Genomic DNA, 25810 nt, shown 5'->3' on the forward strand with positions numbered 1-25810 from the left:
CGCGCCACCGGTTGCGCCACGTGCGAGGATCGAGTGGCCTCCGAGCCGGGCGACCTCCTGAAGTGGGCTCTCGCGGCCTGACCCCCAACCCTTTCACGACGGGCCCGCCATCTCCTCGGTGGCGGGCCCGTCGTGCTTCTGCCGGCTCCGACGTCAGACCTCCCGCTCCCGCAGGGAGACGACCTCGTACGAGAGGGCGGAGCTGCGGAACCGTCCGTGACAGGTGAGCCGCGTCGCCGGTTCGCGCCGGGAGCGGACCTCGACGTCGTACGTCGAGAGTCCCGCCGGCCCGCCGGACACCCGGATGAACCACCGGTCCTGGTCGCGCACCGTCCGCTCCACCAGGTAGTCGCGTCGCCCGGCGGGCCCCGCGCTTTCGAGCACCGCCACCACCGCGACCTGTTGGGCCGGTGTGAGGTCGGTGTAACCGCGCAGATGACGGGCGTGCACGCGGTCGGCCAGGTGTTGCTCGACGGTGGTGAGGGAGGCGTCGGCATCGAGGTTGCCGTAGTAGACGCCGTCCGGTGCGACGACGACATTGGCGGCGAACCTGTCGCCGCCGATGTGCGTGCACTCCCAGACCAGTTCGGGCCAGCGGTCCCCGAGCGCTCGCGCGACCGGCCTGCCCCGCAGGGCGCAGCAGGTGTCGTGCAGGCCGTGGGCGCAGACGAGCAGGACGGGCGGGCAGCCGGTTTCACCTGGGGCGTCCAGTGCGTCGGCGATCGCTGCCAAGTCCTGGTCGTCGTCCCAGGTGCCCCACTGCTGGCGGTGCGCACCGTCGCGTTCGCCGTGCAGGACGGCCCACCGCTTCGGGCCTTCTACCGGGCGTCGCCCGTGCCGCCTGATCAGCAGGATGCGGGCGCGCACCCGCTGGGCCGCCGCGTAGACGTGGGACTTGGTCGCGGGGTCGAGATCGAGCCCGTCGTAGCCGTTGGGCGGCCAGCCGCCCCGGTACTCCACGAGGATCCAGACGGAGCCGTACGGCGCGGTGCCCGCGAGCGCGTCCCCCCGCTCGCGGGCGGCGTCGGCACAGAAGAAGCGAGGCTGCGCCGTCACCGTGGCCACTCGTCCGCGGGGCGCCGCCTCATTGGCCGGCGGGCACCAACACGCCCGCGCGCAGCAGTCGTTCGACGAGTTCGCGCCCGAGCTCGGCAGCGGTGTGCGCGTCGCCGTCCAGGAGGCGTCGTACCGCAGGCAGGTCCGCTTCGGCGAAGTCCAGCCAGCCCACCCGGGTGGTGAGCCGCCCGCCCTCCAGCCGCGCAGCCAGCGCCTCACGGAGGCGTACCCGGGTGTCCCCGGCAAGGGAGGTGACGGCCGCGAGCTGGGACAGCGGTCCCATCGGGGCCGGGCGGGCCTGGCTTCGGCGGGCCCGCTGGAAGAGGGGCGCGGGGTCGGCCTCGGTGAGTGCGGCGGCGAGGCGTTCCCGTACGTGGGCGAGTTCGTCCTGCGGGCTCTGCACGCCCAGCGGCAGCGAACCACGCATTCCGGGGTCGTCGCGCAGCAGCGCCAGAGCGGACTGGGCGAGCTGCTCGGCCAGCGTGTGCCGCGTCCAGTTGTGCACGCCGAGCGTCAGGTGCACCGAGACGTCCCCCTGCGCCTGCGCCGCGTGCAGCCAGCCGCGCGGAAGGTAGAGGACGTCCCCGGGAGCGAGCAGGGTGTCGATGTGCGGTTCGCCCTTGGCGGCCTCGGCGACCGCTGCCTTGTGGTCGGTCCACGGCTGGTCCCGCAGCGGGTCCGGGTGTACGGGCTCGTGGATGACCCAGCGCTTGGTGCCGGCGATCTGGACCACGAAGACGTCGTGCACGTCGTAGTGCGCGTCGAAACCGCGGTTCTGCGGCGGGGTGACGTAGGCGTTGGCCTGGACCGGGTGGCCCAGCTCCGTACCGAGCCGGGAGGTGAAGTCCGCGACCGGCTCCCAGGTGCGCTGGAGCGCCTGCAGGACGAGCGTGGCGCCGTCGGCGAAGCTGCGCCACAGCGCGGTGTCGTCCAACTGGTCCGCAACCGTCGCCCCGACTCCGCCCGAAGAGGTGAACGACGAGTCGGGGAGGGTGGCTCCGTTCTTCGCCACGCGGAGGAAGGGCGTACGCAGTCCACGGCGCGCGATCAGTTCGTCGACGGCCTCCGTGGAGAAGAGGTCGGAGAAGTCGCTCGCGGCACGGGTGAGGAGAGGGGTGCGCGCCCACACGTGGCGGGCGAATTCGTCACGGCTGCTGCGGATGAGGCGTTCCGCCAGGACACCGCGGCCCTGCTCGGCCGCGGTGTCCTGGACGGTGAGGGAGCCAATGCTCAATTTGCCCTGCCGGACTCTTCGGCTCCGCCGTCCGCGCCGCCGTCGTGCACGCCGGGCGTACCAGCCGCACCACCGTCCGCCGGTCCTTCCGCACCGCCATCGGCACCACCGTCGTGCACACCGGGCGTACCGGCCGCGCCACCGTCCGCGGGTCCTTCCGCACCGCCGTCCGCGCCACCGTCGTGCACACCGGGCGTACCGGCCGCACCACCGTCCGCGGGCCCTTCCGCACCGCCGTCCGCGCCACCGTCGTGCACACCGGGCGTACCGGCCGCACCACCGTCCGCGGGCCCTTCCGCACCGCCGTCGGCGCCACCGTCGTGCACGCCCGGCTTGCCGGCCGCGCCACCGTCCGCGGGTCCTTCTTGCTGGTTCGGGTCCTGCTCGGGGTGAGTCATGTTCTCTCCTGCGAATAGAGGGGCCTGCGGCGCACCGGGAAGATCCTTGTCGGCCTCCAGTACCCCTAACAAGCTCACTCACACAGGCTCCGGCGGCAACCGGAAGGACCCGGGGGCCGCGGCTGCGGAACAGCGGCTACGCGCGGCCGTCACGGTCACCGGCGGTGCCCGGTCGCCATGATCACCAGTGCGAGCGCGACCGCCGTCACCAGCAGAGCCAGCACGACCACCGCGCACAGGTGACGCCGCCCGCGGTCCCCGCCCGCGCACCTCCGGCGGGTTTCGACCTGTCCCCCGGGCTGTGTCCCGGGATGTTTGCGGGCGTAGTGCTCGATCTGGCGGCGACGCCCCTCGGGTCCGGCGAGCCAGGGCGTCCTGAAGGTGCACTCGCTGCACCAGTAGCGGTTGGCCACATCGACTCCTCGCTCGCGATCGGTGCGGGCGGGGCACCGAACCCGACGGTGACCTTGGTCATGTCCGCCGGCCAGGCCAGGGAACCGGCCATCCGTGGCCGGTGGCCACGGGTAGGCTCACCGCCGTCCGTACTGGGGAGTAGGGGGAACGTTCGGTGGCAGACAGTCTCGGCACGTTGTTACGGGAGTTGCGCGACAGCGCCGGTCTGACCCAGGAGCAGGTGGCTGAGCGGTCCGGGGTCAGCGTGCGTACCATCCGCAGGCTGGAGGGCGGCGGGTCCACCAACCACCGGATGGGGACGGTGAACCTCCTCGCGGAAGCGCTCTCTCTCGGAGAGCGGGACCGAGGGCGCCTGGCCGCCACCCTCGCCGGAGCGCGGGGCGTCCCAGCCGCCGGGTCAGGACCCCTGAACCGGGCTCCGGCCGAGGACGACGGGGCGCAGCGGGAAGTCGAGACGCGGCGCACGCCCGGATCGGAGCCTGTGCCCGCGCCCACGGCCACGCCCGTGCCGGCGCTCGCGCCCGTACGCCCGCCCGTACGCCCGCCCGTACCCGTACCCGAAGCCCTCGCCCTTGCCGCCAGGGAGATGGCGACCGAGGTCCGGCGTCGCTGGCGGCGCGAGGAGGCGCAGCGCCGGGTCCACGACCCGTTCCCCCTGCCGGTCCGCTGGCGGCCTGCGCCCGCCGCCCTGACCGACCGGGCGGAGAACATCCAGCGGCTCGGGCCCGGGGAAGCGCCGGCCGAGGTGGATCTCGACGGCGACCTGCGCAGCGTGGCCGAGGTGTACCGCCGCATCCCCTCCGGCCGACTGGCGATCCTCGGGCGGGCGGGGTCGGGAAAGTCCATCCTCACCATCAGACTCACCCTGGACCTCCTGGAGGCGCCGGCGGACGGCCGCGTACCGGTCATCTTCAGCGTCGGTTCCTGGGACCCGTCGGCCACCGCGCTGCGGGACTGGATCGTCGCCCGGTTGCTGCGCGACCACCCCCATCTGGCCCGGCGCGGCTCCCACGGGTCGACCCTGGCCGCCGCGCTCGTCGACGCGGATCTGATCCTCCCGGTGCTGGACGGGTTCGACGAGATCGCCGAAGGTCTGCGGCGCGACGCGCTGGACGCCCTCAACGCGACCTCGGCGCCGCTCGTCGTGACCAGCCGGCGTGACGAGTACGCCGAAGCGGTCCGGGCGGCTCACGCACCGCTCGTCTGGGCGGGCGGCGTCGAGCTCGCCGACCTCACCCTGGACGACCTCGCCGACTACCTCCCCCGTACCACCCGTAACGTCCGGCCCGCAGAAACAGGAAGGGACACGGACGACACGAACAACGCAGTAAACGCGGACGACGCGGACGCTTCCCGCAGCAGCTGGGACGCCGTGCTCACGAAGCTCCGCGCACCAGGCGCCCCGGCGGGTACGGAGCTCGCGGAGGCGCTGACCACCCCGCTCATGGTCATCCTCGCCCGCACCCTGTACAGCGAGACTCCCGGACGCGATCCCGCCGAACTCCTCGACACCTCCCGCTTCCCCTCGGTGCGCAGCCTGGAGGAGCACCTGCTGGCAGGCTTCGTGCCCGCCGTCTACCGGCGTCGCGTCCCCGAACGGGACACCCACGGGCAACGGCCGAGAACGCCGTACGCGGACTCCGCGCGCGCCGAGCACTGGCTGGGGCACCTCGCCCACCATCTGGTACGCCTCGACCGTGAGCGGCAGGACCTCGCGTGGTGGCAGCTCGGCGACTCGGTGTCCCGTTCCCGGCGGACCCTGGCCGTCGTCCTGGCCACCGGCCTGAGCATCACCCTCGCCAACTGGCTGGTGGGGCTGGTGCTCATGCCGCTCGACCTCGTCGAACTCCTGCTGCAGGGCTGCCTCATGGGCCCCGCCGCGGGGCTCGCCTTCGGCTGCGTCTACGCGCTCACGGACCGGGCCGCGGGAGGTGCGGGCCCCGAGCCCGCCCGGGCCCGGCTGACACTGAGGGCCACGCACGACGGCCTGGCCCGCCGGCCCCTGCGCACCTTCGCCGTACGGTTCGGGCACGGCCTCCTGGGCGGCGCCCTCATGGGCATCGGCAGCGCCTGCGTGCTCACCGTCGGCCGGACGCTGGCGGCGGGTGGGTCCCTCGTCGACCCGCGCCTCGTCGAGGGCACCCTCATCAACATGGTGGTCTTCGCGCTGATCTTCGGCTCTGCCGCCGGTCTGGTCTTCGGCCTCGTCGCCATGCTCGAAGCACCCGTGGACGTCACCGCGGCGGCAACCCCGGTCGGTCTGCTGCTCGCCAACCGCACCACGGTGATCCGGCAGTTCCTGATCCTGGCGCCCACCTTCGCCCTGGCCATCGCTTTCGGCGGGCGGTTGGTCGTCCTGCTGCTGCACGACTCGCTGGGGGCCCTGGTCTGGGGGTTCGAGGACGGGCTGTTCATCGGCGGGATCGGTGGCCTCGGCGGTGCGACGGCCTATCTGCTCACCTTCACCGCCTGGGGCCAGTGGCTCCTGCTCGCCCGCTTCCTGCTGCCCCTGACCGGCCGGCTCCCCTGGAATCCGGCCGCCTTCCTGGACGACGCCTATCGGCGAGGGGTACTGCGCAGGACCGGTGCGGTGTACCAGTTCCGCCACGTCCGGTTGCAGCACCACCTCGGAACCGCGTTCCGCCACCGCCACCGGGACTTCGCGCCGGCCACCTTCCCGCCCCGGGCGGCACCGACAGGTGAACGCGACAAGTAACACCGGCCCCGGCGCCACCCGACGGACGCGCCACGTGACGCGGCCCGCCGCCGCCCGGCGGACGCACCAGGTGACACCGGCCGGTCACCGATGGCCGGTGGCGTGGCCTGTCGGTCGGGCGGTACGGGACAGCAGCATTCGGGTGTCCTGCTCGCGGCGGCCCACCGCGGTGCGAGCCTCCTCGACGAAGGGTCCCCGATGACTCCCCACCGCCTCACCGTCCCAGGCGCGGCCCTGGCGCTCGCCCTCCTGACGGGCACCGGCGCGGCACACGCCGGCGCCCAGCCCACCGCCCCGGCCGCCGCCGTCCCGGCCACAACAACCGCCGCGCAGGCAACCACCGCCAAGACGCCCGCCTCGCAGGCCTCCTCGGCCGGCATCCCCGTCTTCCGCGACGGGCAGGGCCTGACCGTGGTGCCCGGTGGCACCGAGGTGCACAGCCCCACCGACTTCACCCTGACCGTCACCACCGAGCAGCTGTCCGGCCGGCACAAGATCCGCATCCTGCTGCCCGCCGGATACGAGGCCGACACCGCCCGGCGGTGGCCGGTCACCTACTTCCTGCACGGGGCCGGCGGCAACGTGAACGACGTCGTCGCCGCCCCGGCGCTGCGCTCGGACTCGATGATCACCGTGGTGCCCGACGGCGGCCTCAAGAGCTGGTACGCCGACTGGCTGATGCAGAACACCGCCGTGGGGGCGGCGAACTGGGAGACCTTCCACCTCACCCAGGTCGTCCCGTTCGTCGACGCGAACCTCCGCACCCGTACCGACCGGGCCCAGCGCGCCGTCGTCGGACTGTCCATGGGCGGCTTCGGCTCCCTGCACTACGCACAGGCCCGGCCCGACCTGTTCGGGCACGTGGCGACCCTGTCGGGCGCCATCGACCTCGGGCTCGCGGAGATGCGCGGGGTCGTCCTCGCCACCGAACTCAGCCTGGCGGGCGCCATCTGCGGCTCCAGCAGCTCACTCGGCTGTCCCGACCACGGCCCGGCCGTGGACAGTGACGCGATCTTCGGTTCTCCCTACCCGATCTTCGACGCCGACCGGGTGTGGAAGGCGGTCGACCCGGCCGCCCCGGCGAACCTCGCCAAGCTGTCCGCCACCGACGTCACGATCTACACGGGCAACAACGACCTGTTCGACGCCCGCACCGCGGTGGCGTCCAAGAACGTCAAGGCCCGCCTGGACCAGCTGAACATCCCCAGCCGCCTCGTCGACTACGGCAACGGCGCCTCGCTGTCGCCCACCTGCAACGGCGGCCACAACTACGGCTGCTGGGCCCCGGCCTTCGCCGACTACGTGCCGCGCCTCGAAGCCGCCTTCGCTCGGCGGAACGGGTGATCATATGAGGGCGACGCGTATCCCATCGCCCGAGGGGCCCGTTGGAGGATCGTGACGCTTCCCGAAACACCCGAGATGCCGCTGGCCGGCACCACCGGACCTACTGCTGCACGTCTCGCCCTGTTCACCCTGGACGAGGCCCATGACCTCATGCGGTTGCTGCGCATGGTCGCCGCCGAGGACGACGAACTCGCGGAGGAGGCGGCCTGGTTCGCCGACCTGCTCACCGACCGCGTCCCGCCCGAGGAGTAGACCCCGCAGGTGCTTCCTCCTGGTCCCCCTTCTTCGGCAGGGGGCAGGAGGTGGCACACCGCTGCGAGGTCCGGGCACCGGTCTCAGTGCAGTTGCTGGGCCAGTCCGACGATGATGCCCTCCGGGCCGCGGACGTAGCAGAGCAGGTAGCTGTCCTCGAACCTGGCCATCTCGCCGACGAGTTCGGCGCCGTGCGGGCGCAGTCGGTCGACGGTGTCCTCGATGTCGTCGACGGCGAACATGACGCGGTGCGTGCCCAGGATGTTGTGCGGCTTGTCGCGCGGACCGGTGCTGACCGCCGCCGGGCTGCGGTACCTCGCCAGTTCGAGCCGGCTGTGGCCGTCCGGGGTCCTGACCATGGCGATGTCGCAGTGCACACCGTCGAGTCCGGTGCACCGGTCGGCGACCGGGCCCTTGACCTCCGCCCTGCCCTCCAGCTCCAGTCCGAGTTCCACGAAGAACGCGACGGCGGCATCCAGGTCCTCGACGACGATGCCGACGTTGTCCATCCGCTGCACAGCCATGGTGGCCTCTCCCTCGCTCTCGTGCGGCCGGTGGTGGCCGCTCATGCCCCTGGGACGGAGCCGGTGGCGCGTTCTCGACAGTCTCGGCCCGCCGGGCTCCGACGAGATCCGACCGGCGAGGAAGGGCGGCAGCCGGTCAGCCGCACCGCGGGCTCCCCACCACGCGTCCGGCCGCGTCGTGCACGACCCGGACCCGGTCCTCCCTGAGCTCCATCGTGACCGCGGAACCCTCGGGGACGGGTACCACCGTGACATCGGGGCGGTCGTGTCCGATGGCGCGCTCGGCGGCCCCCAGGGCGCTTCCCCGGAGTTCGGGCCAGGAGCACTTCGGCTCGGCCAGGAGGTCCGGCGCGGACGGTACCTCGTCGGCCTGAACGGGCGGCACGGGGGGCAGAGGAGCCTGAGCGGCAGCCGGGGGCGCGGTGAAGGCAGCCGCCGCGAACCCCGACGCGAGAACCGGACCCAGCACGAGCTTGAGTTTCTTCATACCCCGAGAACGACCGGGACAGCACGGAGGATGCGCGGGGACGCCGCCCGGCCGGTCACCCTGTTCGCCGTCGCGGGATCAGACGTTCGGGCAGGATCGGACAGGAGGTGAGCTCGCTGAGCGGTACCGGTAGCCTGTTGCGGCAGCCGAGCGACGTAGCCGAGGAGCGCCCCTTGCCCGAGCAGACTCCTGGGTTCGGTACGGCCCGCCCCACCCTGGAAGCGGTCGCGGCCCGCGCCGGTGTCTCCCGGGCCACCGTCTCGCGCGTCGTCAACGGCGGCGCGGGTGTCCGGGCGACCCTGGTGGAGAAGGTCTACCGGGCCGTCGACGAGCTGGGGTACGTCCCCAACCACGCGGCCCGCACCCTGGTCACCCGGCGCAACGGCGCGGTCGCCGTGATCATCGCCGAGCCGGAGTTCAGGATCTTCTCGGACCCCTTCTTCGCGCAGCAGATACGCGGCATCAGCCGGGAGCTGACGGCGCACGACTCCCAGCTCGTCCTGCTGTGGGTGGAGGGGCAGGGCGATTACGAGCGTATCGGCCGCTATCTGGGCGGCGGCCATGTCGACGGCGCGCTCGCCTTCTCGTTGCACGCCGACGACGAACTCCCCGCGATCATCGGTCGGATGAGGGTGCCGTGCGTGTTCGGGGGGCGGCCGGGGGCGGTGTACGGCCCAGGTGTGCCGTACGTCGACTGCGACAACCGGGGCGGGGCGCGCGAAGCGGTACGGCACCTGGTGGCGCTCGGGCGGCGGAACATCGCGCACATCACGGGCCCGCTCGACCAGACCTCCGCGCTGGACAGGACCGACGGCTACCGCGATGTGCTGCCGGCCGCCGAGGCCGGGCTGATCGGCGAGGGCGCCTTCACCGAGGAGAGCGGTGCCCGTGCGATGGCCGCACTGCTCGACCGGCGGCCGGACCTGGACGCGGTGTTCGCCGCCAACGACCTGATGGCCGCGGGGGCGCTGCGGACGCTGCGCGAGCGGGGGCTGCGGGTTCCGGAGGATGTCGCGGTGGTCGGCTTCGACGACATGGCCTCGGTGGTGGGGCGTACCGACCCGCCGTTGACGACGGTCCGTCAGGACGTCGAGGAGATGGGCCGGTTGATGGTACGGCTGCTGATGCGGATGCTGGGCGCGCACGGCGAGGACGCGGCGGTCCCGGAGCCGGTGATCACGCCCACCGTGCTGGTACGGAGGGTTTCCGGGTAGGCGGTGCACGGGGGCGGCGGATGACGCCCCTCAGGACGGTGGCCGCCGACGGGGCCGGAAGCTCCCCGTCGGCGGCCGTTCGTGTGCAAGGTCCTGCCGGATCGGCCGGCCGGACGGACCGGCTAGCCGAACGGGATCGTCAGGACCGAGTCCGTCGTACCGGTCCGCAGTTTCGCCGGCGCGTTGCCGATCGCCGACCACACCTCCAGGCGTACCGTCCCGCCCTTGAGGTCTCCCAGCGACCCGGTGGCCGACCTGAGACCGCTGCCCTCGCTGTACGGTTCCCAGCCGGGCGCCGGGTCGGTGGCGAAGTACCGGTAGGTCTCCGCCCGTTCGAAGGTGCCGTCGCCCGTGAGGTCGTAGCTGACCCTGGCCTGCTGGCCCAGGCCGACCGCGGTCCCCGCGTCCAGCTGGAGGCGGAAGGCGGTGGCCTTGCCCGGGGTGAGGGTGCCGTTGACCCTCTTCGCCTCGTAGACCAGCGGCTGGAACGGCGTGCCGTCGTGGTTCGTGCCGCCCGCGGACGCGACGGTGTCGCTGCCGGCCGTGGCTCCGGTCGCCGTGGTGAGTGTGCCCCCGGTGCGGAGCTGGAAGAGGTTCCCGGTGGGCGGGTCCGGGTCCGGGTCCGGGTCCGGATCGCCGCCGGTCCCGGTGCCGGTCGCCGTGCTTCGGGCCGGGACCGAGAGGGTCGCGCCGTCGGAGAAGGTCACCGTGCGGGGCGAGGCGCCGAAGTTGTGCGCCGCGTAGGTGCGTACCGTGCCCTTGGTGAAGACCGCCGAGGTCGGGATGTCGCCCGTCACCGTCGGGTCGGGGGCGCCCAGCGCGTCCAGGGTGGCGATCCAGTGGTAGGTGTGCGCCTTGGACTCGCCCTGCTCGGGGGTGTAACCGGCGTTGCCCGCGTCCCACTTGGCCTTCGCGGGGGCAGGATCGGCGAGCGACTCGAACTCCCAGAGGATGTCGCGCCACTCGACGGCGGGGCCGCCGTTCTCCCGTACCAGCTCGGCGAGGTTGCGCCGGATCGCCGCCTTGTGCCCGGCCAGGTGGAGGGAGCCGCCGGTGACCGGCAGGACGTTGATGCCGTGGATTTCCTCGGGGTTCGCGGTCCACCAGGTCGAGTACGCCGCCCCGCTGCCCCACACCATGCCGGCCGTGTCGTGGCCGAAGCCGGCCGGGAACACCTGCTGGTCGGCGTCGAACCAGTACTGGGCGACGGCCTCCGACTCGGTGGTCAGCAAGTAGGCGCCCAGGTCCCGGAGTTCGGTGTTGCCGGTGGCCGATCCCCAGAGCACGAGGGCCGCGCTGAGGTTCGTCGACTCGGACGACGACTCCTGGTTGTTGCCCGCGGCGAAGCCCTGGTGCCCGGAGGCCCAGCTGTGGCCCGCGTAGACGTCGAAGCCCCGCAGGAAGGGGAACGCGGTGTCGCCGCGCGCGGGGTTGGCCGCGTCCTTGATGAGGGTCTTGACCATGCCGCCCCACGCCGAGTCCGCGGCCCAGGCCTGGTCGTACTGGGCGACGACGGCCGCCGCGTACACGTAGTAGCTGTAGTGGAAGTGGTGGTCGTTGAGTTCCGTGTCGCTGCCGTACGACGCCGGGTACCCGGTCAGGGTCTTCCAGTCCTTGTCGTACGAGAACTCGCTCGCGCCGCCGGCCGTGAACCACTCCTGGAGCCGGCCCTTGAGCAGCCCGAGGAGCTTGTCGCGGGTGGCGCCCTCGCCGATCTGGTCGGCGACCGGGACGAGCTGGGCGAGCCGGCCGAGTGCCTTGCCCGTCCAGTACGTGTCCGCCGCTCCGGAGAACGGGTCGGGCGCGTTCGCCACCTCGTTGAGGTACGTCCTCAGCCGGGCCGCGTCGACACCGGAGGACTTCGGGAGGGCGGGCAGTACGGGTGAGGACTTCTGCGTGGTGGTGAAGGTGGTGGACTCGCGGACCTTCATCGTGCCGCGCGGCGACACATAGGTGTAGGCGGTCAGCGGGTCGGTGGTGTGCAGCCACTGGTGGCGGTAGAGGGCCTGGAGCGTGCCGGTCTCGCTGCCCTCCTGGGGCTGGGTGGTGAGCGTGTAGCCGGCCCTGACCGAGCCCGCTGCCGACGACCACGTCGCCTTGGAGCCGGTGACGAAGCTGTACGCGTACTTCTTGTAGGTGGCCAGCGCGTCGGTGGACGGGAGGACGGCCAGCGAGAAGTAGTCCTTGCCGCCGAGGCCCGCGGTGATCGTGGAGCCCGAGACGTTCCAGTCGGTGCCGGTCGGCGCGAAGAGGGCGTAGTGGTGGCCCGCGACGGTGATGCCGAGGACGTTGCCCTGGTCCGCGAAGACGGCCGGCGCGGCGGCGGTGGTGATCTGGGCGTTGCCGCCCGAGCCCTTGGCGTACACGAAGGGCAGGCCGTGGCCGATGGTGGTGCGCAGGGTGCGGGTGCCGTCCGACCAGTACGGGGTGACGGTCCAGTCGGACCAGGCGTCGGCCTGCGTGTTGGCGGAGTTGAGACCGCTCAGGCCGAGGGTGAGGTCGCGCTTGTGCGCGTACTCGTACTGGCGCCCGTCGCCGACGACGGCGGGACTGGTGGGGTAGCCGACCTCCAGACCGCCCGCGGTGGCCTGGTAGGTGAGCGGGTGTCCGTACATCGGGGTGGAGTACGGGTTGTCGCCGTAGCGCTGGAAGGCCAGGGAGGACCACCAGTCGTTGGTGGGCACGGGCTTGCCCTTGGCCGCCGGGGTGACCTTGGGGGTGACGGGGGCGCCGGTGTTGGTGGTGGGTCCTGAGGTTCCGGCGGGGCGGGTGTCGGAGTAACTGCCGGAACCGACCGGCACGGTCGCCGCCGCGGCCGGCGAGGCGGCGGGACCGAGACCGACGGCGGCCAGGGCGGCTGCCAGCACCAGAACGGCGGCCGGTCTGCTGCGGGGGGCGGGGTGTGAGCGGGGACCTGACATGGACGGCACCTCGAAGTCTTGACGGGAAGGGCCTATCGAGAGCGCTCTCAGACGTCAAGGAACGTAGAACTCCGGAAACCTGGGTGTCAATAGATTGCACACGGGCGGGAGTTGGGCGGCGCCGGGCCGTCACGACTTGAAGTCTTGGCTTGGTGGACGGCTCTCGACACTTGATGCCGGAGCTCCGCGGCGGACCGGCGGACGGCCGTCGACGCTTGACGTCGGAACTGCGCCACGGACCGGCAGACGGCCGTCGACGCTTGACGTCGGAACTGCGCCACGGACCGGCGGACGGCCCCCGACGCTCCGCGTCGGAACTGCCCCGCGGACCGAGGAAAGGTTTCTGTACGTGTCGAAACGGTCTCGGCCCGGCACATGAGGAGGGGCTGGGTCGTTGGCCACGTCATGCAGACACAAGCACCTGTCTCGCCGCCCCCGGCTCCCGTCTGGACCCGCGTCCTGCCCTCCGGTCGCACCGCCGACGCGGGTACCCCCATCTTCGACGCTCTTGCCCGGCTCTGGCACGAGCAGGGGCGGCAACTGCCCATGAGCGCCGGCAAGGCGAACCGGCCGTAGTATCGCGGCCAGCTCACCGTCCGGGTGGGACGCTAACCGCCGGTGGCCGCGGCGGGCGGGCCCGCCGCCTTGGCCGTGCGCCGGTACTCGGCGTTGATGCGCTGTGCCTCTTCGAGCTGGTCCTCAAGAATGATGATCCGGCAGGCGGCCTCGATCGGGGTGCCCTGGTCGACGAGCTCCCGGGCGCGCGCCGCGATGCGCAACTGGTAGCGGGAGTAACGGCGGTGCCCGCCGGCCGAGCGCAGCGGGGTGATGAGGCGGGCCTCGCCGAGGGCGCGCAGGAAGCCCTGGGTGGTGCCGAGCATGTCCGCGGCCCGGCCCATGGTGTAGGCGGGATAGTCGTCGTCGTCGAGTCGGTCGAACGTGTTGTCTGCTGCCATTGGCACCTCTCTTGGAACGCGCTGGAGGGGCCCGGCTGCCTGTGCGGCACCCGGGCCCCGAAGGAACTGCTACACCATCCGCCGGTTCCTGGTGGAGACCGGCTCTCTGTTTCCGCGGGCCCGACACGTCTGAGGTCGGGGCTGCGGGGATCGCGGTTGCTTGACCGGAGACCACCTCACTGTCGATGTCCTGCGGTACCCGGACCCAACGGCTTCCGTCCGGGCGATCCTGATGGCGTCCGCTCCTCCGTTCTTCCCTCGATGAACAACTGCTTGCTTGACGGAACTGCGAACTGCGTTTCTTTGTCTCTCTGGGCTACGAGAAAACCATAACCACGCCGAGCCCATAATGTCTACCTCGGCCGACGTAGTTTTTCAGTCGGAGCACGGGCATGCCGTAGTGTCGACATACTTGTGAAAATCCAATGTGGGGTGGGTGCGGTACGCGTGGCGAACGTAGATGAGACGAACAACGACAGCTCCCTGGAGCTGTTGGCACTGCTGGAGACGCATCGCGACGAGTTCGCGCAGGAGTGGGTGCGCACCGTCAGTGCCACCCTGCGGGGGCGGCTCAGCGCGGCCGAGGCCGCACAGGAACTCAACGAGATCTACGGCGCGCTCCTCGGCGCCCTCAAGCAGGGCGGCCTCGCGAGCCGCGGCGAGCACTTCAGCGAGGTGCGCAGTCTCCTCGTGGAGCTGTCGCGCACCCGGGCCCGGCGGGGCTTCACCCCGACCGAGACCGCGCTGTGCGTGTTCTCCCTCAAGGGGGTGCTGGAGGCCGCGCTCGTCAACACCGAGGGTGGCGCCCAGGCCTACCTCAAGCTCTCCAAACTGCTCGACGACCTCGGCCTGTTCACGGTCGAGGAGCACGCCAAGACCCGTGAGGAAATCATCTCCTCGCAGGCCGAGCAGCTCCTCGAACTGTCCACCCCGGTGGTCAAGCTCTGGGACGGCATCCTCGGTGTGCCGCTGGTCGGCACCCTGGACTCCGCCCGCACCCAGGTCGTGATGGAGAAGCTGCTCCAGGGTCTGCTGGACTCCAACTCCACGCACGCCATCATCGACATCACCGGTGTGCCCGCGGTGGACACCCAGGTCGCCCAGCACCTGCTCAAGACGGTCGTCGCGGCCCGCATGATGGGCGCCCAGTGCACCATCTCCGGCATCCGCCCGCAGATCGCACAGACCATCGTGGCGCTCGGCATCGAGTTCGGTGACATCGCCACCAAGGCGACCCTCGCCGCCGCCCTGCAGTCCGCGCTCGCCGAGATCCAGGCCGCCGAGAAGGTCCGTCCGGAGGGGCTGCTGTGACGGACCGCGTACCGGTCCTGAAGATCGGTCAGATCCTGCTGGTCTCGATCCAGACCGACCTGGAGGACCAGATGGTCCTGGACCTCCAGGAGGACCTCTCCCAGCGCATCGTCGACACCGGCGCCGAGGGCGTGGTCATCGACATCACCGCCCTGGAGATCGTCGACTCCTTCGTCGGCCGGATGCTCGCCACCATCGCCTCCATCTCGCGGGTGCTGGGCTCCGAGACGGTGGTCGTCGGCATGCGTCCCGCGGTCGCCATGACCCTGGTCGAGCTCGGCCTGTCGCTCAACGGCGTCCGTACCGCCCTCAGCCTCGAACAGGGAATGGCGCAGATCAAGCGGCTGCACCGGAATCCCTCGGCGCAGAGGTGAGAGATTTCGCCGCCGAGGCCAGCCAGGTCGAATCGGTTCCGATCGCCACCAGCGGTGACGTGGTCAAGGCGCGGCAGTCGGTCCGCACCCTGGCCCAGAAGAGCGGTCTGTCCCTGGTGAACCAGACCAAACTGGTCACCGCGGCCAGTGAACTGGGCCGCAACACCCTGATATACGGCGGCGGCGGCGTGGCCCGCACCGGCCTCGTGACGGTGAACGGCCGCAGCGGCGTCTGGGTCCAGTTCGAGGACGAGGGCCCCGGCATCCCGGACCAGGAACTGGCGCTGACGGACGGTTGGACGTCCGGCAGCGGCATGGGTCTTGGCCTGAGCGGCGCACGCCGTCTCGTCGACGAGTTCGAGCTGCGTACGGCGCCCGGTGCCGGCACCACCGTCAGCGTCGTGAAGTGGGTGCGGTGAACGCCACCCTGCTCTCCGCCGCCGAGGACGTCGTCTGGCTGCGGGCCGGTGAGGCGCTCGCCATGGCCGCGCGCCGGGAGGCGGGCACGCTCGCCCTGCGCCTGGGCATGACCAACGTCCGTGTCGCACAGGTCGAGCTGGCCGCCACGGAGGTCGCCACCAACCTGATGCGGCACGCCGACGACGGCGCGCTCATCCTGCGGGTGAGCCGGGCCGCGGACGGGGCGGCGCTCGAACTGCTCTCCCTGGACTCCGGCCCCGGCATCCCCGACGTCGAGACGGCGCTGCGGGACGGGCACTCGCAGGGCGGCACCCTCGGGATCGGTCTGGGCGCCGTCGCCCGGCTCTCCGACGAGTTCGACGTGCACTCCCTCGCCGACCGCGGCACCCTCGTCCTCGCCCGGTTCTGGGCCCCGGGCTCCGGCGACGACCGCGGGGCGGCCCGGACGACGGCACGCCACGTCGGCGGTCTCACCAGGCCGATCAGCGGCGAGAGCGTCTGCGGCGACGCCTGGGCGGCCAGGGCCGAGCCTTCCGAAACCGGGGGCACCGGCCGCGTCATGGCCATGATGTGCGACGGGCTCGGGCACGGACCGCTGGCCGCCCGCGCCAGTGAACGCGCCCGGCAGGTCTTCCAGGAGACCTCCAGGACCACCCTCACCGACATCGTGCGGGAGATACACGAAGCGCTCAGGGGCACCCGCGGCGCCGCCCTGTGCGTGGTCTCGGCAGACTTCCGCACGCACCGCGTCGAGGCGTGCGGCGTCGGCAACATCAGTGCCTTCGCCGTGGACGGCCACCGCCGCGGCGCCCTGCTCTCGCTGCCCGGCATCGTCGGCAGCCACCTGCCCCACCTGCGTACCTTCGACGCCCCGCTGCCCCCGGGCAGCACGGTCGTCCTGCACTCCGACGGCCTGAAGGACCGCTGGATGCCGGCCGAGTTCCCCGGCCTCTTCAGCCGGCAGCCCGTGATGATCGCGGGGCAGATCCTCGGACAGGCCGGCGTGCGCAGGGACGACGCCGGCATCGTGGTGATCACCACGCCCGGGTCATGACCGGGCGGCGCGGCGGGCCGGGCCGGTCATGACCGAGCAGCACCCGGGGCAGAGCCTGTCACCTTTCGTCAGTGACCTGCTGGACCTCCCGCTGGGAGCGGCGGAGGACGTCTTCGTCCTGCGCCGCTCCGGTCAGCAGGCGTGCCGGATCCTCGACCTCACCGGCTCGGCCCCGGTCCGGCTGGTGACGGTGCTGAGCGAGCTCGCCCAGAGCCTGGTGGGCGCCGCGGGGCTCGCCGTGACCCTGCGGGTGGACGGGCTCGACCCGTCCGCGCCGCCCCGGCTGCTCGCCCGCTTCCGGTGGCACGACGCCACCGTCCTCGACCCCAAACTCGTGCACGCCGCGGACCGGCTGCTCGACGAGTGCCGTTACGACCCGAGGCCGCCGGACGGCGGCCGGGGCGCCGAACTCGTCGTGGGACAGGTGCTGCACGGCTCCGTCGAGGCCATCGCGGACCGTGCGGCCCGCGCCTGCGTCGAGCTGCGCGGCTCCGAGGACGTCGACGTACTCGAAGCACTGCGGGCGCAGAACCGCCAGCTCCTCGCCGCCCTGGAGGAGTCCAGGCAGCAGCAGGACGAACTCCAGCAGCTCAACGAGGAGTTGGAGGACACGAACAGCGGGGTGGTGGCCCTCTACTCCGAACTCGCCCAGGAACTGGAGAAGACCAACAGCGGCGTCGTGGCCCTCTACGCGGAACTTGAGGACAAGACCCGCCAGTTGGGCCTCGCCAGCGAGGCCAAGACGCGGTTCTGGGCCAACGTCAGCCACGAACTGCGCTCCCCGGTCAACTCCGTCATCTCCCTCGCCCACCTGCTGCTGGCGCCCGAGGGCGAGCCGCTGTCCGAGGAGCAGGTCCAGCAGATCTCCCTCATCGCGGGCTCCGGCAACACCATGCTGGCGCTGGTCGAGGAGCTCCTGGACGTGGCCAAGGCCGAGTCGGGCCGCCTGGACCCGCACATGGTGCCCACCGATCTCCTCACCCTGCTCCACCAGTTGCGCGGGACGCTGCTGAGCACCGCCCAGCCCGGTGTGGTCCTCGACATCCCCGACGTCCCGCAGGGCCTGCACCTGGTCACCGACGAGGTGATGCTGACCCGGGTGCTGCGCAACGTCCTGTCCAACGGGCTGAAGTTCACCGACGCCGGAACCGTCCGCCTCACCCTCGGCGCCGAGGACCGCAACGGCAGCCCGTGGTTCGTCTTCACCGTCACCGACACCGGTGTCGGTATCCCCGCGGACCAGCAGGACCGGATATTCGAGGAGTTCTACCAGGTGCGCGGCCCGCACCAGCGCGGACGCAGCGGCACGGGCCTCGGGCTGCCGTACGCCCGCAAGCTCACCGAACTGCTCGGTGGCCGACTCTCCCTCAGCAGCGACCAGGGCAAGGGCACCCGGGTCACCGTCGAGCTGCCCGCCGACCCGCAGCTGGGCGTCCCCGGCCAGGGCGCCACCGGCGGACCCGAACCCGACCCGATGGCGTGCCTGGTGGTCATCGACGACGATCCGGCGTTCGTGGCCTCGCTGCGCCCCGCCCTGGACCGGATCGCCCTCAAGGTCGTCGAGGTCACCGACGTCACCACCACCCTGGAGACCGTGAAGAAGCTGGACCCGCAGGCGATCCTGCTCGACCTGATGATGCCGGTGCTGGACGGTTACCAGGTCCTCCAGCAGCTCGCCGCCGACCCGGGCACCGCGCACGTGCCCGTCGTCGTCCTCACCTCGGCCGACTTCAGCGACGTGGACCGCTCCCGTCTCACACATGCCCGGGAAGTTCTGGGCAAGACGCACCTCACACCCGCCCGTATCGCCTCCGCCCTCTCCCTGCGCCCACCGGACGCCGGGGCGGCCCCTTCCCCTGCTGCGGAGGACCACGACACCGCATGACTCCCTTCCTCTTCGAATCCGCCCCCGCGCTGGTCCTGGTCGTGGACGACAACCCCACCAACCGCTACGTCGTCAGCACCACCCTGCGCCGCGCCGGCCACAGCGTGGTCGAGGCCGAGGACGGCACCCAGGCGCTGGCCCTGCTGAGTACGGCCGAACAGCTGCCCGAGGTCGCCGTCGTCGACGTGCGGCTGCCGGACATGACCGGCTTCGACGTCTGCGAGCGCATCAAGTCGGCCCCCGCCACCGCTTCGCTGCCGGTCATCCACATCTCCGCCTCCGCCATCACGGTCACCGACCGCACCCAGGGCCTCAACCGGGGCGCCGACGCCTATCTGACCGAGCCCATCGCCCCGGACGAGATGCTCGCCACCGTCACCGCGACCCTGCGGTACGCGCGCGCCAGACGCCGGGCGGAGACCCTGGCCAGGCGGCTGCACCGGCTCAACCAGGCCACGCTGGCGCTGTACAGCGCGGAGGACCCGCGCACCCTCGCCCAGGCCGCCGCCGACAGCGCGGCCGACCTCCTGGACGCGCCTGCGGCGGTCGCCCTGACCGTGCAGCAGGGGCACGTCCACGTCGCCGCGGCCCCACGGCCGTCCGCCCTGCCCGACATGGGCCCCCACCAGCCGGCCCCCGGGTACGGCTCGACGCCTCCGGGGCCGCCGCCCGGCTCCACCCTCACCGGCCGGCCCTTCCTGTCGGGCGGCCGGTTCGGGGACGCGCCGGGTTCGGGCACCGGCACCGGGATTCCGCTCGGCACCGGCACCGGTGTCCGTACGGTCAGGACCGCCGAGTGGGCGACGGCCCCGGCCGTACTTTCCCCGTACCCGACGCTGACCATGGTGTCCGCGCGAGCCAAGCCGGCCAGACCGCCCGTCCATCTCGCGGTGCCGGCCGACGCTGTCGGCGGCCCGGACGACGAGGAGCTCCTGGCCCAGCTCGCCCACGCCTGCACGCTCGCCCTCGAAGCGCTGCGCGCCTACAGCGAGGAGCACGCGCTGGCGCTCACCCTCCAGCGCGGCTTCCTGCCCGAGTCGCTGCCCGAGACCTCACGCGCCGAACTGGCCGTGCGCTACCTTCCCGCCAGCCAGCACACCGAGATCGGCGGCGACTTCTACGAGGCCCTGGAGACCCCGGCGGGCCTGGTGGTCGCCGTCGGTGACGTGGCGGGCCACTCGCTGGACGCGGCGATGGTGATGGGCCAGGTCCGGCACGCCCTGCGCGCGTACGCCACCGAAGGGCACCCGCCCGACGCCGTCCTCGACCGCCTTGACCGGCTGCTCTGCACGGTCCAGCCGGGCACCATGGTCACCCTGTGCATCCTGCTCCTGGAGGCCGGCAGCGACACCGTGCAGGTCGCCAACGCCGGTCATCTGCCGCCCCTGCTGCGCACTCCCGACGGGGCGAGCCGCTACCTGCGCGAGCACGGCCCGCTGCTCGGCATGGGGCTGCCGCACCCGCCGCCCACGCGCGTGGAGGTACCGCCGGACTCGGACCTCCTGCTCGTCACGGACGGACTGATCGAGCGCCGCAACCAGGACATGGAGGACTCCTTGCGCCACCTGGCCGTCGCCCACGGCGAGGCCCCGCGCAACCCGGAGGACCTCTGCGCGTACCTGCTGCACCGCTTCCCTCCGGACGGCAACGACGACATCGCGCTGATGTCCGTCCGCGTCAACGCGTGCACACCGCCCCGGGCCGACGGGTAATCGCTGCTGGCAGTGGCCTCGCCCGTCCGGTGACCGCGCTCGGGCCGGCTACACGGGCGGGGCCGCCGGGCCGCTCTCGATGGCGGCCAGTACGCTGCGGACGTTCGCCCGGTGGCTGCGCCGGTGGAGCCACACCGCGGCGTACACGCACATCGCACGGGCCAGTACCTCCGTCGCGCCGCGGGCCCGGGGAGTCTGCGGCACGCATGCGTCCTCACTCCACCAACTCCGCTGCGACGACGTCGAATTCGAGTGCCCGCAGCTACCCGGCGGCATGCGCCCGCGCCCGCGTCGGGCTACGCCGTGGGCCGACTGTCCTGGTGGGACACCGTCAGATCCACACCGGCCACCACCGTTCCCATGCGCGGGAAGTTGAGGCGGACCGCCGCCTCGTGCTCCTGCGCGGTCAGGGCCGTCATCGCCTCCTCCGCGAACACCAGCTTGTAGCCGAGGTCGTCGGCGACCCGGGCGGTGGACTCGACGCCCAGGTTGGTGGCGATCCCGCCGAGCACCAGCGTGGTGACGCCGCGCTCGCGCAGCAGTGCGTCCAGAGCGGTGTCCTGGAAGGCGCCGGTGGTCCGCTTGACGACCACGGCGTCCGCGAGCCCGGCCACGTCCGGATGCAGCTCGCTGCCCGGTGGCTGCCGCTCCTCCCCCGGCCGCTCCACCCGCACCGCAAGCACCGCCGCCCCGGCCGCGCCGAACTGTTTCGCGAGTTCGCACGCGGCCCGCAGCACCTCGTCGCCTGAGCGCGGCGCGAGCGGCAGGCCGATGATGCGGGGCATGAGGTCGACCAGTACCAGTGCGGTACGGGCGGGATCCAAGGTCCGTGTCATGGCCGCACCTTAAGGTCGGCCCACCTCGTGCGCCAACGGCGCGCGCGGCGCTCCGGCGGCCGGCCGCGTACGGCCGGCCACGGCGGGCGGCGCCGCAGGGAAGCGCGCGGCGGTCTGCTGGAGGGCGAGCTCGCGCACGACGGCCATGTCGCTGAACGGGATCAGTTCCTCGCGCACCGTCTGGTGCGGTTCGCTGCCCTTGCCCGCGACGAGGACGATGTCCCCGGGTGCCGCCGCCGACAGGGCGAAGGCGATGGCCTCGCGCCGGTCGGCCAGCCGCTCGAACGGGGTGCCCGTCCCGAGGAGCCCGGGGGTGATCTCGTCCAGGATCGCCCCCGGGTCCTCGTTGCGGGGGTTGTCCGAGGTCAGGACGCACAGGTCGGAGTGGGTTCCGGCGATCCTGCCCATGTCGGCCCGCTTCGTGGTGTCCCGGTCGCCGCCGCAGCCGAACACCGTGATCACCCGGCCGCGCGAGTAGCCGCCGATGGTGGTCAGTACCTTGTCCAGGGAGTCGGGGGAGTGCGCGTAGTCCACGATCACCGAGACGTCGTCCGGAGTCTCGAAGCGCTCGAACCGGCCCGGTACGGGCGGCAGTTGGCCGAGCGCGTCGACGAGGGGCTCCAGCTCGTGCCCCAGCACGTGGCAGGAGGCGAGCGCGGCCAGCGCGTTGGCCACCGAGTACCGGCCGGGGAACGGGATGGACACCTGGCGGGCGCGCCCCTCGTGCCACAGGGTGAACCGGGTGCCCGAGGCACTCACCTCCAGGTCCGTCGCCCGGTAGTCCGCCGGCACGTCGAGGGCGTACGTGGTCACCGCGCCCGGCATCATCGCGGGAATCGAGGCGCCCACCGGGTCGTCGGCGTTGACCACCGCGCGCCGGCACAGCCCCTGGAACAGCCGGAGCTTGGCGTCGCGGTAGTTGGCCATCGTGCCGTGGTCGTCCAGGTGGTCCTGGGTCAGGTTGGTGAACACCCCGACATCGATGAAGGTGCGGTCCACCCGGTGGGTCAGCAGCGCCATCGAGGTGGCTTCGAGCACCACGCTGGTGGTCGCGCGGTCGCGCATGTACCCCAGGAGGTACTGGAGGTCGGGCGACTCGGGGGTGGTGAGCACCGAGGGCGGCATCGGGATCTGCTCGTCGCCGATCCGGCTGCCCGCCGTCCCGATGACGCCGACCTTCGCCGACGCGGCGATCCGCAGCACGGACTCCACCATGTAGGACACCGAGGTCTTGCCGTTGGTGCCGGTGATCGCCACCATGTCCATCCGCCGCCCCGGCTCGCCGTGGTACCGCGAGGCCACCACGGCCGCCGCCCTCCGCGCGTCCGGCACCCGCACGGCGCACCTGCTCGCGGGCCACAGGGTCTCCGACAGCGCGGGGTCGGCGCCCTCCACAAGGACGGCCGCCGCGCCGCGGGCGAACGCCGCGGGGATGGCGGCGATCCCGCCCCCGCGGTGGCCGGGCACGGCGACGAAGACGGACCCGGTGGTGACCCGGTCGACGTCGAAGGTCACACCCGCGGTGATGGAGGTGGTGCTCGGGTCGCCCTGGAGCACCCGGTGTTCCTGTCCGGCCAACAACTCGCTCAGCTGCACGATGATCCCTTCGAAGTGGCGCGACCCGGTGAACGCGGTCGCAGCCGGGCGGCAGCCCCGGCGGAGGCCGGAAGCCGCTGTGTGAAGCGGCGCAGAGGACTGTGCGCGCTCAGGTCTGATGCGTGAGGCGGCGCAGAGGACTGTGCCCGCTCGGGTCGGACCGGGCAGCTCACGACCCGGGGAGAAGGCCCGGCGTCCGGGCGTGGCGGCGCGGCGCGCCGGTGTCGGGCGTGCTCACGTGCTCATACGGGGCGAATCCGTCATCGGGCGTACGCAGTTGGAGGCGCTGCCGGAGGAACCGGTGAAGCCGGTCGGATTGTTCGCCGTCATCTGAAGCTACAGCGAGAACGTTGCTGTGACCAACCGCCCTCGGCCCCGGTGGCCGCCCCGCACCGCAGGAACCGGTCGTAACCCCCCGCAATGCCCCGGGCAACACCGTCGGCGAACGGCGATGTCCGGCGCTCTGGAGACATCCGGCACCGGCGGTGGCAAGATCGGCGCAACGCACGCGCACCACGATTCCGCAGGGCTCACGCGCATCGCACGCGCACCACGACCCAGGAGGCGTCTTGTCCGCTCGCACCGTGCTGTCCCTCGTCACGGCCGTCACCGCGCTCACCCTTGTGACCACCGGCTGTACGAGTACCAAGACCGCCGGGTCCGGCGGGACCGAGATCACCCTCGTGACCGAGGGAAAACTCACCACCTGCACCCACCTGCCGTACGAGCCCTTCCAGTTCCGCAAGGGCAGCGAGGTCGTCGGTTTCGACGTCGACATCGTCGATCTGGTGGCCAAGGAGCTCAAGGTCACCCAGGAGGTCGTCGACACGCCCTTCGAGGGCATCCAGACCGGTGAGGACCTGAACGCGGGCAAGTGCGACCTCGCCGCCGCGGGGATGACCATCACGCCGGTGCGGGAGGAGAACCTGGACTTCTCCGGGCCGTACTTCGACGCCACCCAGGCCCTGATCGCCAAGAAGGGCTCCCCCTACACCTCGCTGGCGAGCCTGAAGGGGAAGAAGCTCGGGGTCCAGCAGGGCACGACCGGGGAGACGTACGCGAAGAAGAACGGCGCGGGCGTCGAGACGGTGCAGTTCGAGGACGTGGCACTGCTGCTCACCGCCGTGAAGACGGGACAGGTCGACGCCGCCGTCAACGACAACGGCGTCCTCTTCGAGTACGTCCGCAAGAACGCCGACCTGGCGGTCACCACCGAGTTCGAGACCGGCGAGAAGTACGGCATCGGCGTCCGGTCCGGCAACACCGCCCTGCGCAAGGAGATCGACAAGGTCATCAAGGCCGCGCGGTCCGACGGCCGTTACGACGCCCTGTACCAGAAGTGGTTCCCCGCCGCTCCCAAGAAGTGAGGAACCCCTGCCGATGTCCATGTCCCGACGACAACGGACCCGCGCGGTACGGGGCGTCCAGTACGCCGCTCTCCTCGTGGTCGCGCTCGTGGTCGCGCTGGCCGCCGACTGGGGCGAGATCCGGCGCGCCTTCTTCGACGTCGAGGTCGCCAAGGCGCAGTTCCCCGACATCATCACCACCGCGCTCGTCAACACCGTCCTCTACACCCTGCTGGGCTTCGGCTTCGGCCTGACCCTGGGGCTGCTGCTCGCCCTGATGCGGCTCTCGAAGGTTCCGCCGTACCGCTGGCTGGCCGTCGCGTACATCGAGTTCTTCCGCGGGGTGCCCGCGCTCCTGGTCTTCATCGCGCTGGGCTTCGGTGTCCCGCTGGCCTTCCAGATGTCGCTCAACCAGTACGTGACGGTGATGCTGGCGCTCGGCCTCGTCGGCGCCGCGTACATGGCGGAGACGATCAGGGCGGGCATCCTGGCCGTACCCAAGGGGCAGACCGAGGCGGCGCGTTCGCTCGGGATGTCGCAAGGCAGGGCGATGGTGTCCATCGTCATCCCGCAGGCACTGCGCATCGTGCTGCCGCCGCTCACCAACGAGCTGATCCTGCTGACCAAGGACTCGTCCCTGGTGTATCTGCTGGGTCTCTCGCTGTCCCAGTACGAGCTGGCCAAGTTCGGCAGGGACGCGCTGAACCAGAACCGCAGCCTGACCCCGATCCTGATCGCCGGGCTCTGCTACCTGGTGATCACCCTGCCGCTGGGCCATCTCGTCCGGCGGCTCGAAGCACGTACGTCAAGGGCGAGGTGAGCACGGTGAAGGATTCTCCGTCCCCGGCGGCGCCGGCCGGCGCGCCGGCGATCGAGGTGCGGGCCCTGCACAAGTCGTTCGGTGCGCTGGAGGTGCTCTCGGGCATCGACTTCACCGTCGCGTACGGCGAGGTGGTGTGCGTCATCGGCCCCTCGGGCTCCGGCAAGTCGACACTGCTGCGGTGTGTGAACCTGCTGGAGGAGCCCACCTCGGGCACGGTCCTGGTGGCGGGTGACGAGGTCACCGATCCGGACGTGGACATCGACAAGGTGCGCCGCGGCATCGGCATGGTCTTCCAGTCGTTCAACCTCTTCCCGCACCTGACGGCCCTGGAGAACCTGACCCTGCCGCAACGCCGGGTGCTGGGACGGGGCAAGGCACGGGCCGCACAGATCGCGCGTGAGCGCCTGGCCAGGGTCGGGCTCACCGACAAGGAGTCCACCTACCCGGCGCAGCTCTCCGGCGGCCAGCAACAACGCGTCGCCATCGCCCGCGCGCTGGCGATGGACCCGCGGCTGATGCTCTTCGACGAGCCGACATCGGCGCTCGACCCGGAGCTGGTAGGCGACGTGCTGGCGGTGATGCGCTCCCTCGCCGACGAGGGGATGACGATGCTCGTGGTCACGCACGAGATGAGCTTCGCCAGGGAGGTGGCGGACCGGGTGGTCTTCATGGACGGCGGTGTCATCGTCGAGGAGGGCACCCCCGACCAGGTGATCGGTTCGCCGCGGCACGCCCGTACCCGCTCCTTCCTGGCCCGCCTGCTTGACCCGGCGGCGGCCGGGCTGGGCGAGGGGCAGCCCCGGCCCCGGGAAGGGCCACCGGCGTAGCGGGACCCGCGGCCCGGTTCGAGGCGTACGACGGCTCCCGGGCGGGCCGAGGTGCCGCGCGGCGGGTGTCGGGGGAGCCTGGAGGGGCGGGGCGGACGTGGCCGGACCCC

The 25810-nt window shown here is 71.9% G+C and carries 24 protein-coding genes; 14 read left to right on the forward strand and 10 right to left on the reverse strand.

All coding sequences use genetic code 11. The features are described 5' to 3' along the window. Positions 1-153: 153 nt before the first annotated feature. Both ACIQM4_RS18430 and ACIQM4_RS18435 read right to left on the reverse strand, forming a co-directional pair. The gene (locus ACIQM4_RS18430; RefSeq protein ID WP_401592527.1) at positions 154-1056 is read right to left on the reverse strand and encodes a sucrase ferredoxin; all 903 of its coding nucleotides are present in this window, start codon (positions 1054-1056) and stop codon (positions 154-156) included. Between the two features lie 28 nt (positions 1057-1084). Continuing rightward, on the reverse strand, positions 1085-2290 hold the full coding sequence (locus ACIQM4_RS18435) for a JmjC domain-containing protein (RefSeq protein WP_401592529.1): 1206 nt from the start codon (positions 2288-2290) through the stop codon (positions 1085-1087). Between the two features lie 44 nt (positions 2291-2334). On the opposite strand from ACIQM4_RS18435, the gene ACIQM4_RS18440 reads away from it, so the two are divergent. Continuing rightward, positions 2335-2706 (forward strand): hypothetical protein, encoded by a 372-nt coding sequence (locus tag ACIQM4_RS18440; RefSeq protein WP_401592531.1) that lies wholly within the window; start codon positions 2335-2337, stop codon positions 2704-2706. A 137-nt stretch (positions 2707-2843) separates the two neighbouring features. On the opposite strand, the gene ACIQM4_RS18445 is transcribed toward ACIQM4_RS18440, so the two are convergent. Beyond that, positions 2844-3101, reverse strand: coding sequence for a hypothetical protein (locus ACIQM4_RS18445; RefSeq protein WP_401592533.1), 258 nt, complete (start codon positions 3099-3101; stop codon positions 2844-2846). A 176-nt stretch (positions 3102-3277) separates the two neighbouring features. Here ACIQM4_RS18445 and ACIQM4_RS18450 point away from each other — a divergent pair, with 176 nt between their 5' ends. The 3 genes from ACIQM4_RS18450 (at position 3278) to ACIQM4_RS18460 (ending at position 7414) form a co-directional block, all read left to right on the forward strand. Next, positions 3278-5818 (forward strand): helix-turn-helix domain-containing protein, encoded by a 2541-nt coding sequence (locus ACIQM4_RS18450; protein ID WP_401592535.1) that lies wholly within the window; start codon positions 3278-3280, stop codon positions 5816-5818. A gap of 198 nt (positions 5819-6016) precedes the next feature. Next, positions 6017-7162, forward strand: a complete 1146-nt coding sequence (locus ACIQM4_RS18455) for an alpha/beta hydrolase (protein WP_401592537.1) — start codon at positions 6017-6019, stop codon at positions 7160-7162. 51 nt (positions 7163-7213) lie between these two features. Further along, on the forward strand, positions 7214-7414 hold the full coding sequence (locus ACIQM4_RS18460) for a hypothetical protein (protein WP_401592539.1): 201 nt from the start codon (positions 7214-7216) through the stop codon (positions 7412-7414). A gap of 83 nt (positions 7415-7497) precedes the next feature. Here ACIQM4_RS18460 and ACIQM4_RS18465 read toward each other — a convergent pair whose 3' ends face one another. Continuing rightward, positions 7498-7938 carry a VOC family protein gene (locus ACIQM4_RS18465; protein WP_401592540.1) on the reverse strand — a complete coding sequence of 147 codons (441 nt, stop codon included), beginning with the start codon at positions 7936-7938 and terminating at the stop codon, positions 7498-7500. A gap of 136 nt (positions 7939-8074) precedes the next feature. Then, positions 8075-8425, reverse strand: coding sequence for a serine protease inhibitor (locus ACIQM4_RS18470; protein ID WP_401592542.1), 351 nt, complete (start codon positions 8423-8425; stop codon positions 8075-8077). Between the two features lie 173 nt (positions 8426-8598). Between ACIQM4_RS18470 and ACIQM4_RS18475 the strand changes: the two genes are divergently transcribed. After that, a complete protein-coding gene (locus ACIQM4_RS18475) occupies positions 8599-9639 on the forward strand; it encodes a LacI family DNA-binding transcriptional regulator (RefSeq protein ID WP_401592544.1) in 1041 nt (346 codons plus the stop codon). Positions 9640-9761: 122 nt separating this feature from the next. Here the strand turns inward: ACIQM4_RS18475 and ACIQM4_RS18480 are convergent, their stop codons facing one another. After that, positions 9762-12560 (reverse strand): glycosyl hydrolase, encoded by a 2799-nt coding sequence (locus ACIQM4_RS18480; protein WP_401592546.1) that lies wholly within the window; start codon positions 12558-12560, stop codon positions 9762-9764. A gap of 608 nt (positions 12561-13168) precedes the next feature. Further along, entirely contained in the window at positions 13169-13516 is a 348-nt protein-coding gene (locus ACIQM4_RS18485; RefSeq protein ID WP_401592548.1) for a MerR family transcriptional regulator, read from the reverse strand. Positions 13517-13963: 447 nt separating this feature from the next. On the opposite strand from ACIQM4_RS18485, the gene ACIQM4_RS18490 reads away from it, so the two are divergent. Genes ACIQM4_RS18490 through ACIQM4_RS18515 form a run of 6 tightly spaced genes read left to right on the forward strand, consistent with a single transcriptional unit; the run spans position 13964 to position 20272 of the window. Next, positions 13964-14827: an STAS domain-containing protein gene (locus tag ACIQM4_RS18490; RefSeq protein ID WP_401592550.1), complete on the forward strand. Its 864-nt coding sequence runs from the start codon at positions 13964-13966 to the stop codon at positions 14825-14827. Further along, entirely contained in the window at positions 14824-15201 is a 378-nt protein-coding gene (locus ACIQM4_RS18495; RefSeq protein WP_401592552.1) for an STAS domain-containing protein, read from the forward strand. Before ACIQM4_RS18490 ends, ACIQM4_RS18495 begins: the two co-directional genes overlap by 4 nt. Then, positions 15198-15620, forward strand: coding sequence for an ATP-binding protein (locus tag ACIQM4_RS18500; RefSeq protein WP_401592554.1), 423 nt, complete (start codon positions 15198-15200; stop codon positions 15618-15620). The genes ACIQM4_RS18495 and ACIQM4_RS18500 overlap by 4 nt, the downstream gene beginning before the upstream one ends. Then, the gene (locus ACIQM4_RS18505; protein ID WP_401592556.1) at positions 15617-16675 is read left to right on the forward strand and encodes an ATP-binding SpoIIE family protein phosphatase; all 1059 of its coding nucleotides are present in this window, start codon (positions 15617-15619) and stop codon (positions 16673-16675) included. Before ACIQM4_RS18500 ends, ACIQM4_RS18505 begins: the two co-directional genes overlap by 4 nt. Positions 16676-16703: 28 nt before the next feature. Further along, positions 16704-18560: an ATP-binding protein gene (locus ACIQM4_RS18510; protein ID WP_401592558.1), complete on the forward strand. Its 1857-nt coding sequence runs from the start codon at positions 16704-16706 to the stop codon at positions 18558-18560. Beyond that, positions 18557-20272, forward strand: a complete 1716-nt coding sequence (locus tag ACIQM4_RS18515) for a SpoIIE family protein phosphatase (RefSeq protein WP_401592560.1) — start codon at positions 18557-18559, stop codon at positions 20270-20272. Before ACIQM4_RS18510 ends, ACIQM4_RS18515 begins: the two co-directional genes overlap by 4 nt. 48 nt (positions 20273-20320) lie before the next feature. On the opposite strand, the gene ACIQM4_RS18520 is transcribed toward ACIQM4_RS18515, so the two are convergent. The 3 genes from ACIQM4_RS18520 to ACIQM4_RS18530 form a co-directional block, all read right to left on the reverse strand. After that, positions 20321-20476 (reverse strand): hypothetical protein, encoded by a 156-nt coding sequence (locus ACIQM4_RS18520; RefSeq protein WP_401592562.1) that lies wholly within the window; start codon positions 20474-20476, stop codon positions 20321-20323. A gap of 92 nt (positions 20477-20568) precedes the next feature. Then, positions 20569-21108: an isochorismatase family protein gene (locus tag ACIQM4_RS18525; RefSeq protein WP_401592564.1), complete on the reverse strand. Its 540-nt coding sequence runs from the start codon at positions 21106-21108 to the stop codon at positions 20569-20571. Positions 21109-21117: 9 nt separating this feature from the next. After that, on the reverse strand, positions 21118-22704 hold the full coding sequence (locus ACIQM4_RS18530) for a UDP-N-acetylmuramoyl-L-alanyl-D-glutamate--2,6-diaminopimelate ligase (RefSeq protein ID WP_401592566.1): 1587 nt from the start codon (positions 22702-22704) through the stop codon (positions 21118-21120). 569 nt (positions 22705-23273) lie between these two features. Here ACIQM4_RS18530 and ACIQM4_RS18535 point away from each other — a divergent pair. The 3 genes from ACIQM4_RS18535 to ACIQM4_RS18545 are packed head-to-tail and all read left to right on the forward strand — an operon-like array spanning position 23274 to position 25700. Continuing rightward, on the forward strand, positions 23274-24071 hold the full coding sequence (locus ACIQM4_RS18535) for an ABC transporter substrate-binding protein (protein ID WP_401592568.1): 798 nt from the start codon (positions 23274-23276) through the stop codon (positions 24069-24071). A gap of 13 nt (positions 24072-24084) precedes the next feature. Then, on the forward strand, positions 24085-24870 hold the full coding sequence (locus tag ACIQM4_RS18540; protein WP_401592570.1) for an amino acid ABC transporter permease: 786 nt from the start codon (positions 24085-24087) through the stop codon (positions 24868-24870). A gap of 5 nt (positions 24871-24875) precedes the next feature. Next, the gene (locus ACIQM4_RS18545; protein ID WP_401592572.1) at positions 24876-25700 is read left to right on the forward strand and encodes an amino acid ABC transporter ATP-binding protein; all 825 of its coding nucleotides are present in this window, start codon (positions 24876-24878) and stop codon (positions 25698-25700) included. Positions 25701-25810 lie beyond the last annotated feature (110 nt).

This window comes from Streptomyces sp. NPDC091272 (genome assembly GCF_044757485.1).
In the GTDB taxonomy this organism is placed as follows: Bacteria; Actinomycetota; Actinomycetes; order Streptomycetales; family Streptomycetaceae; genus Streptomyces.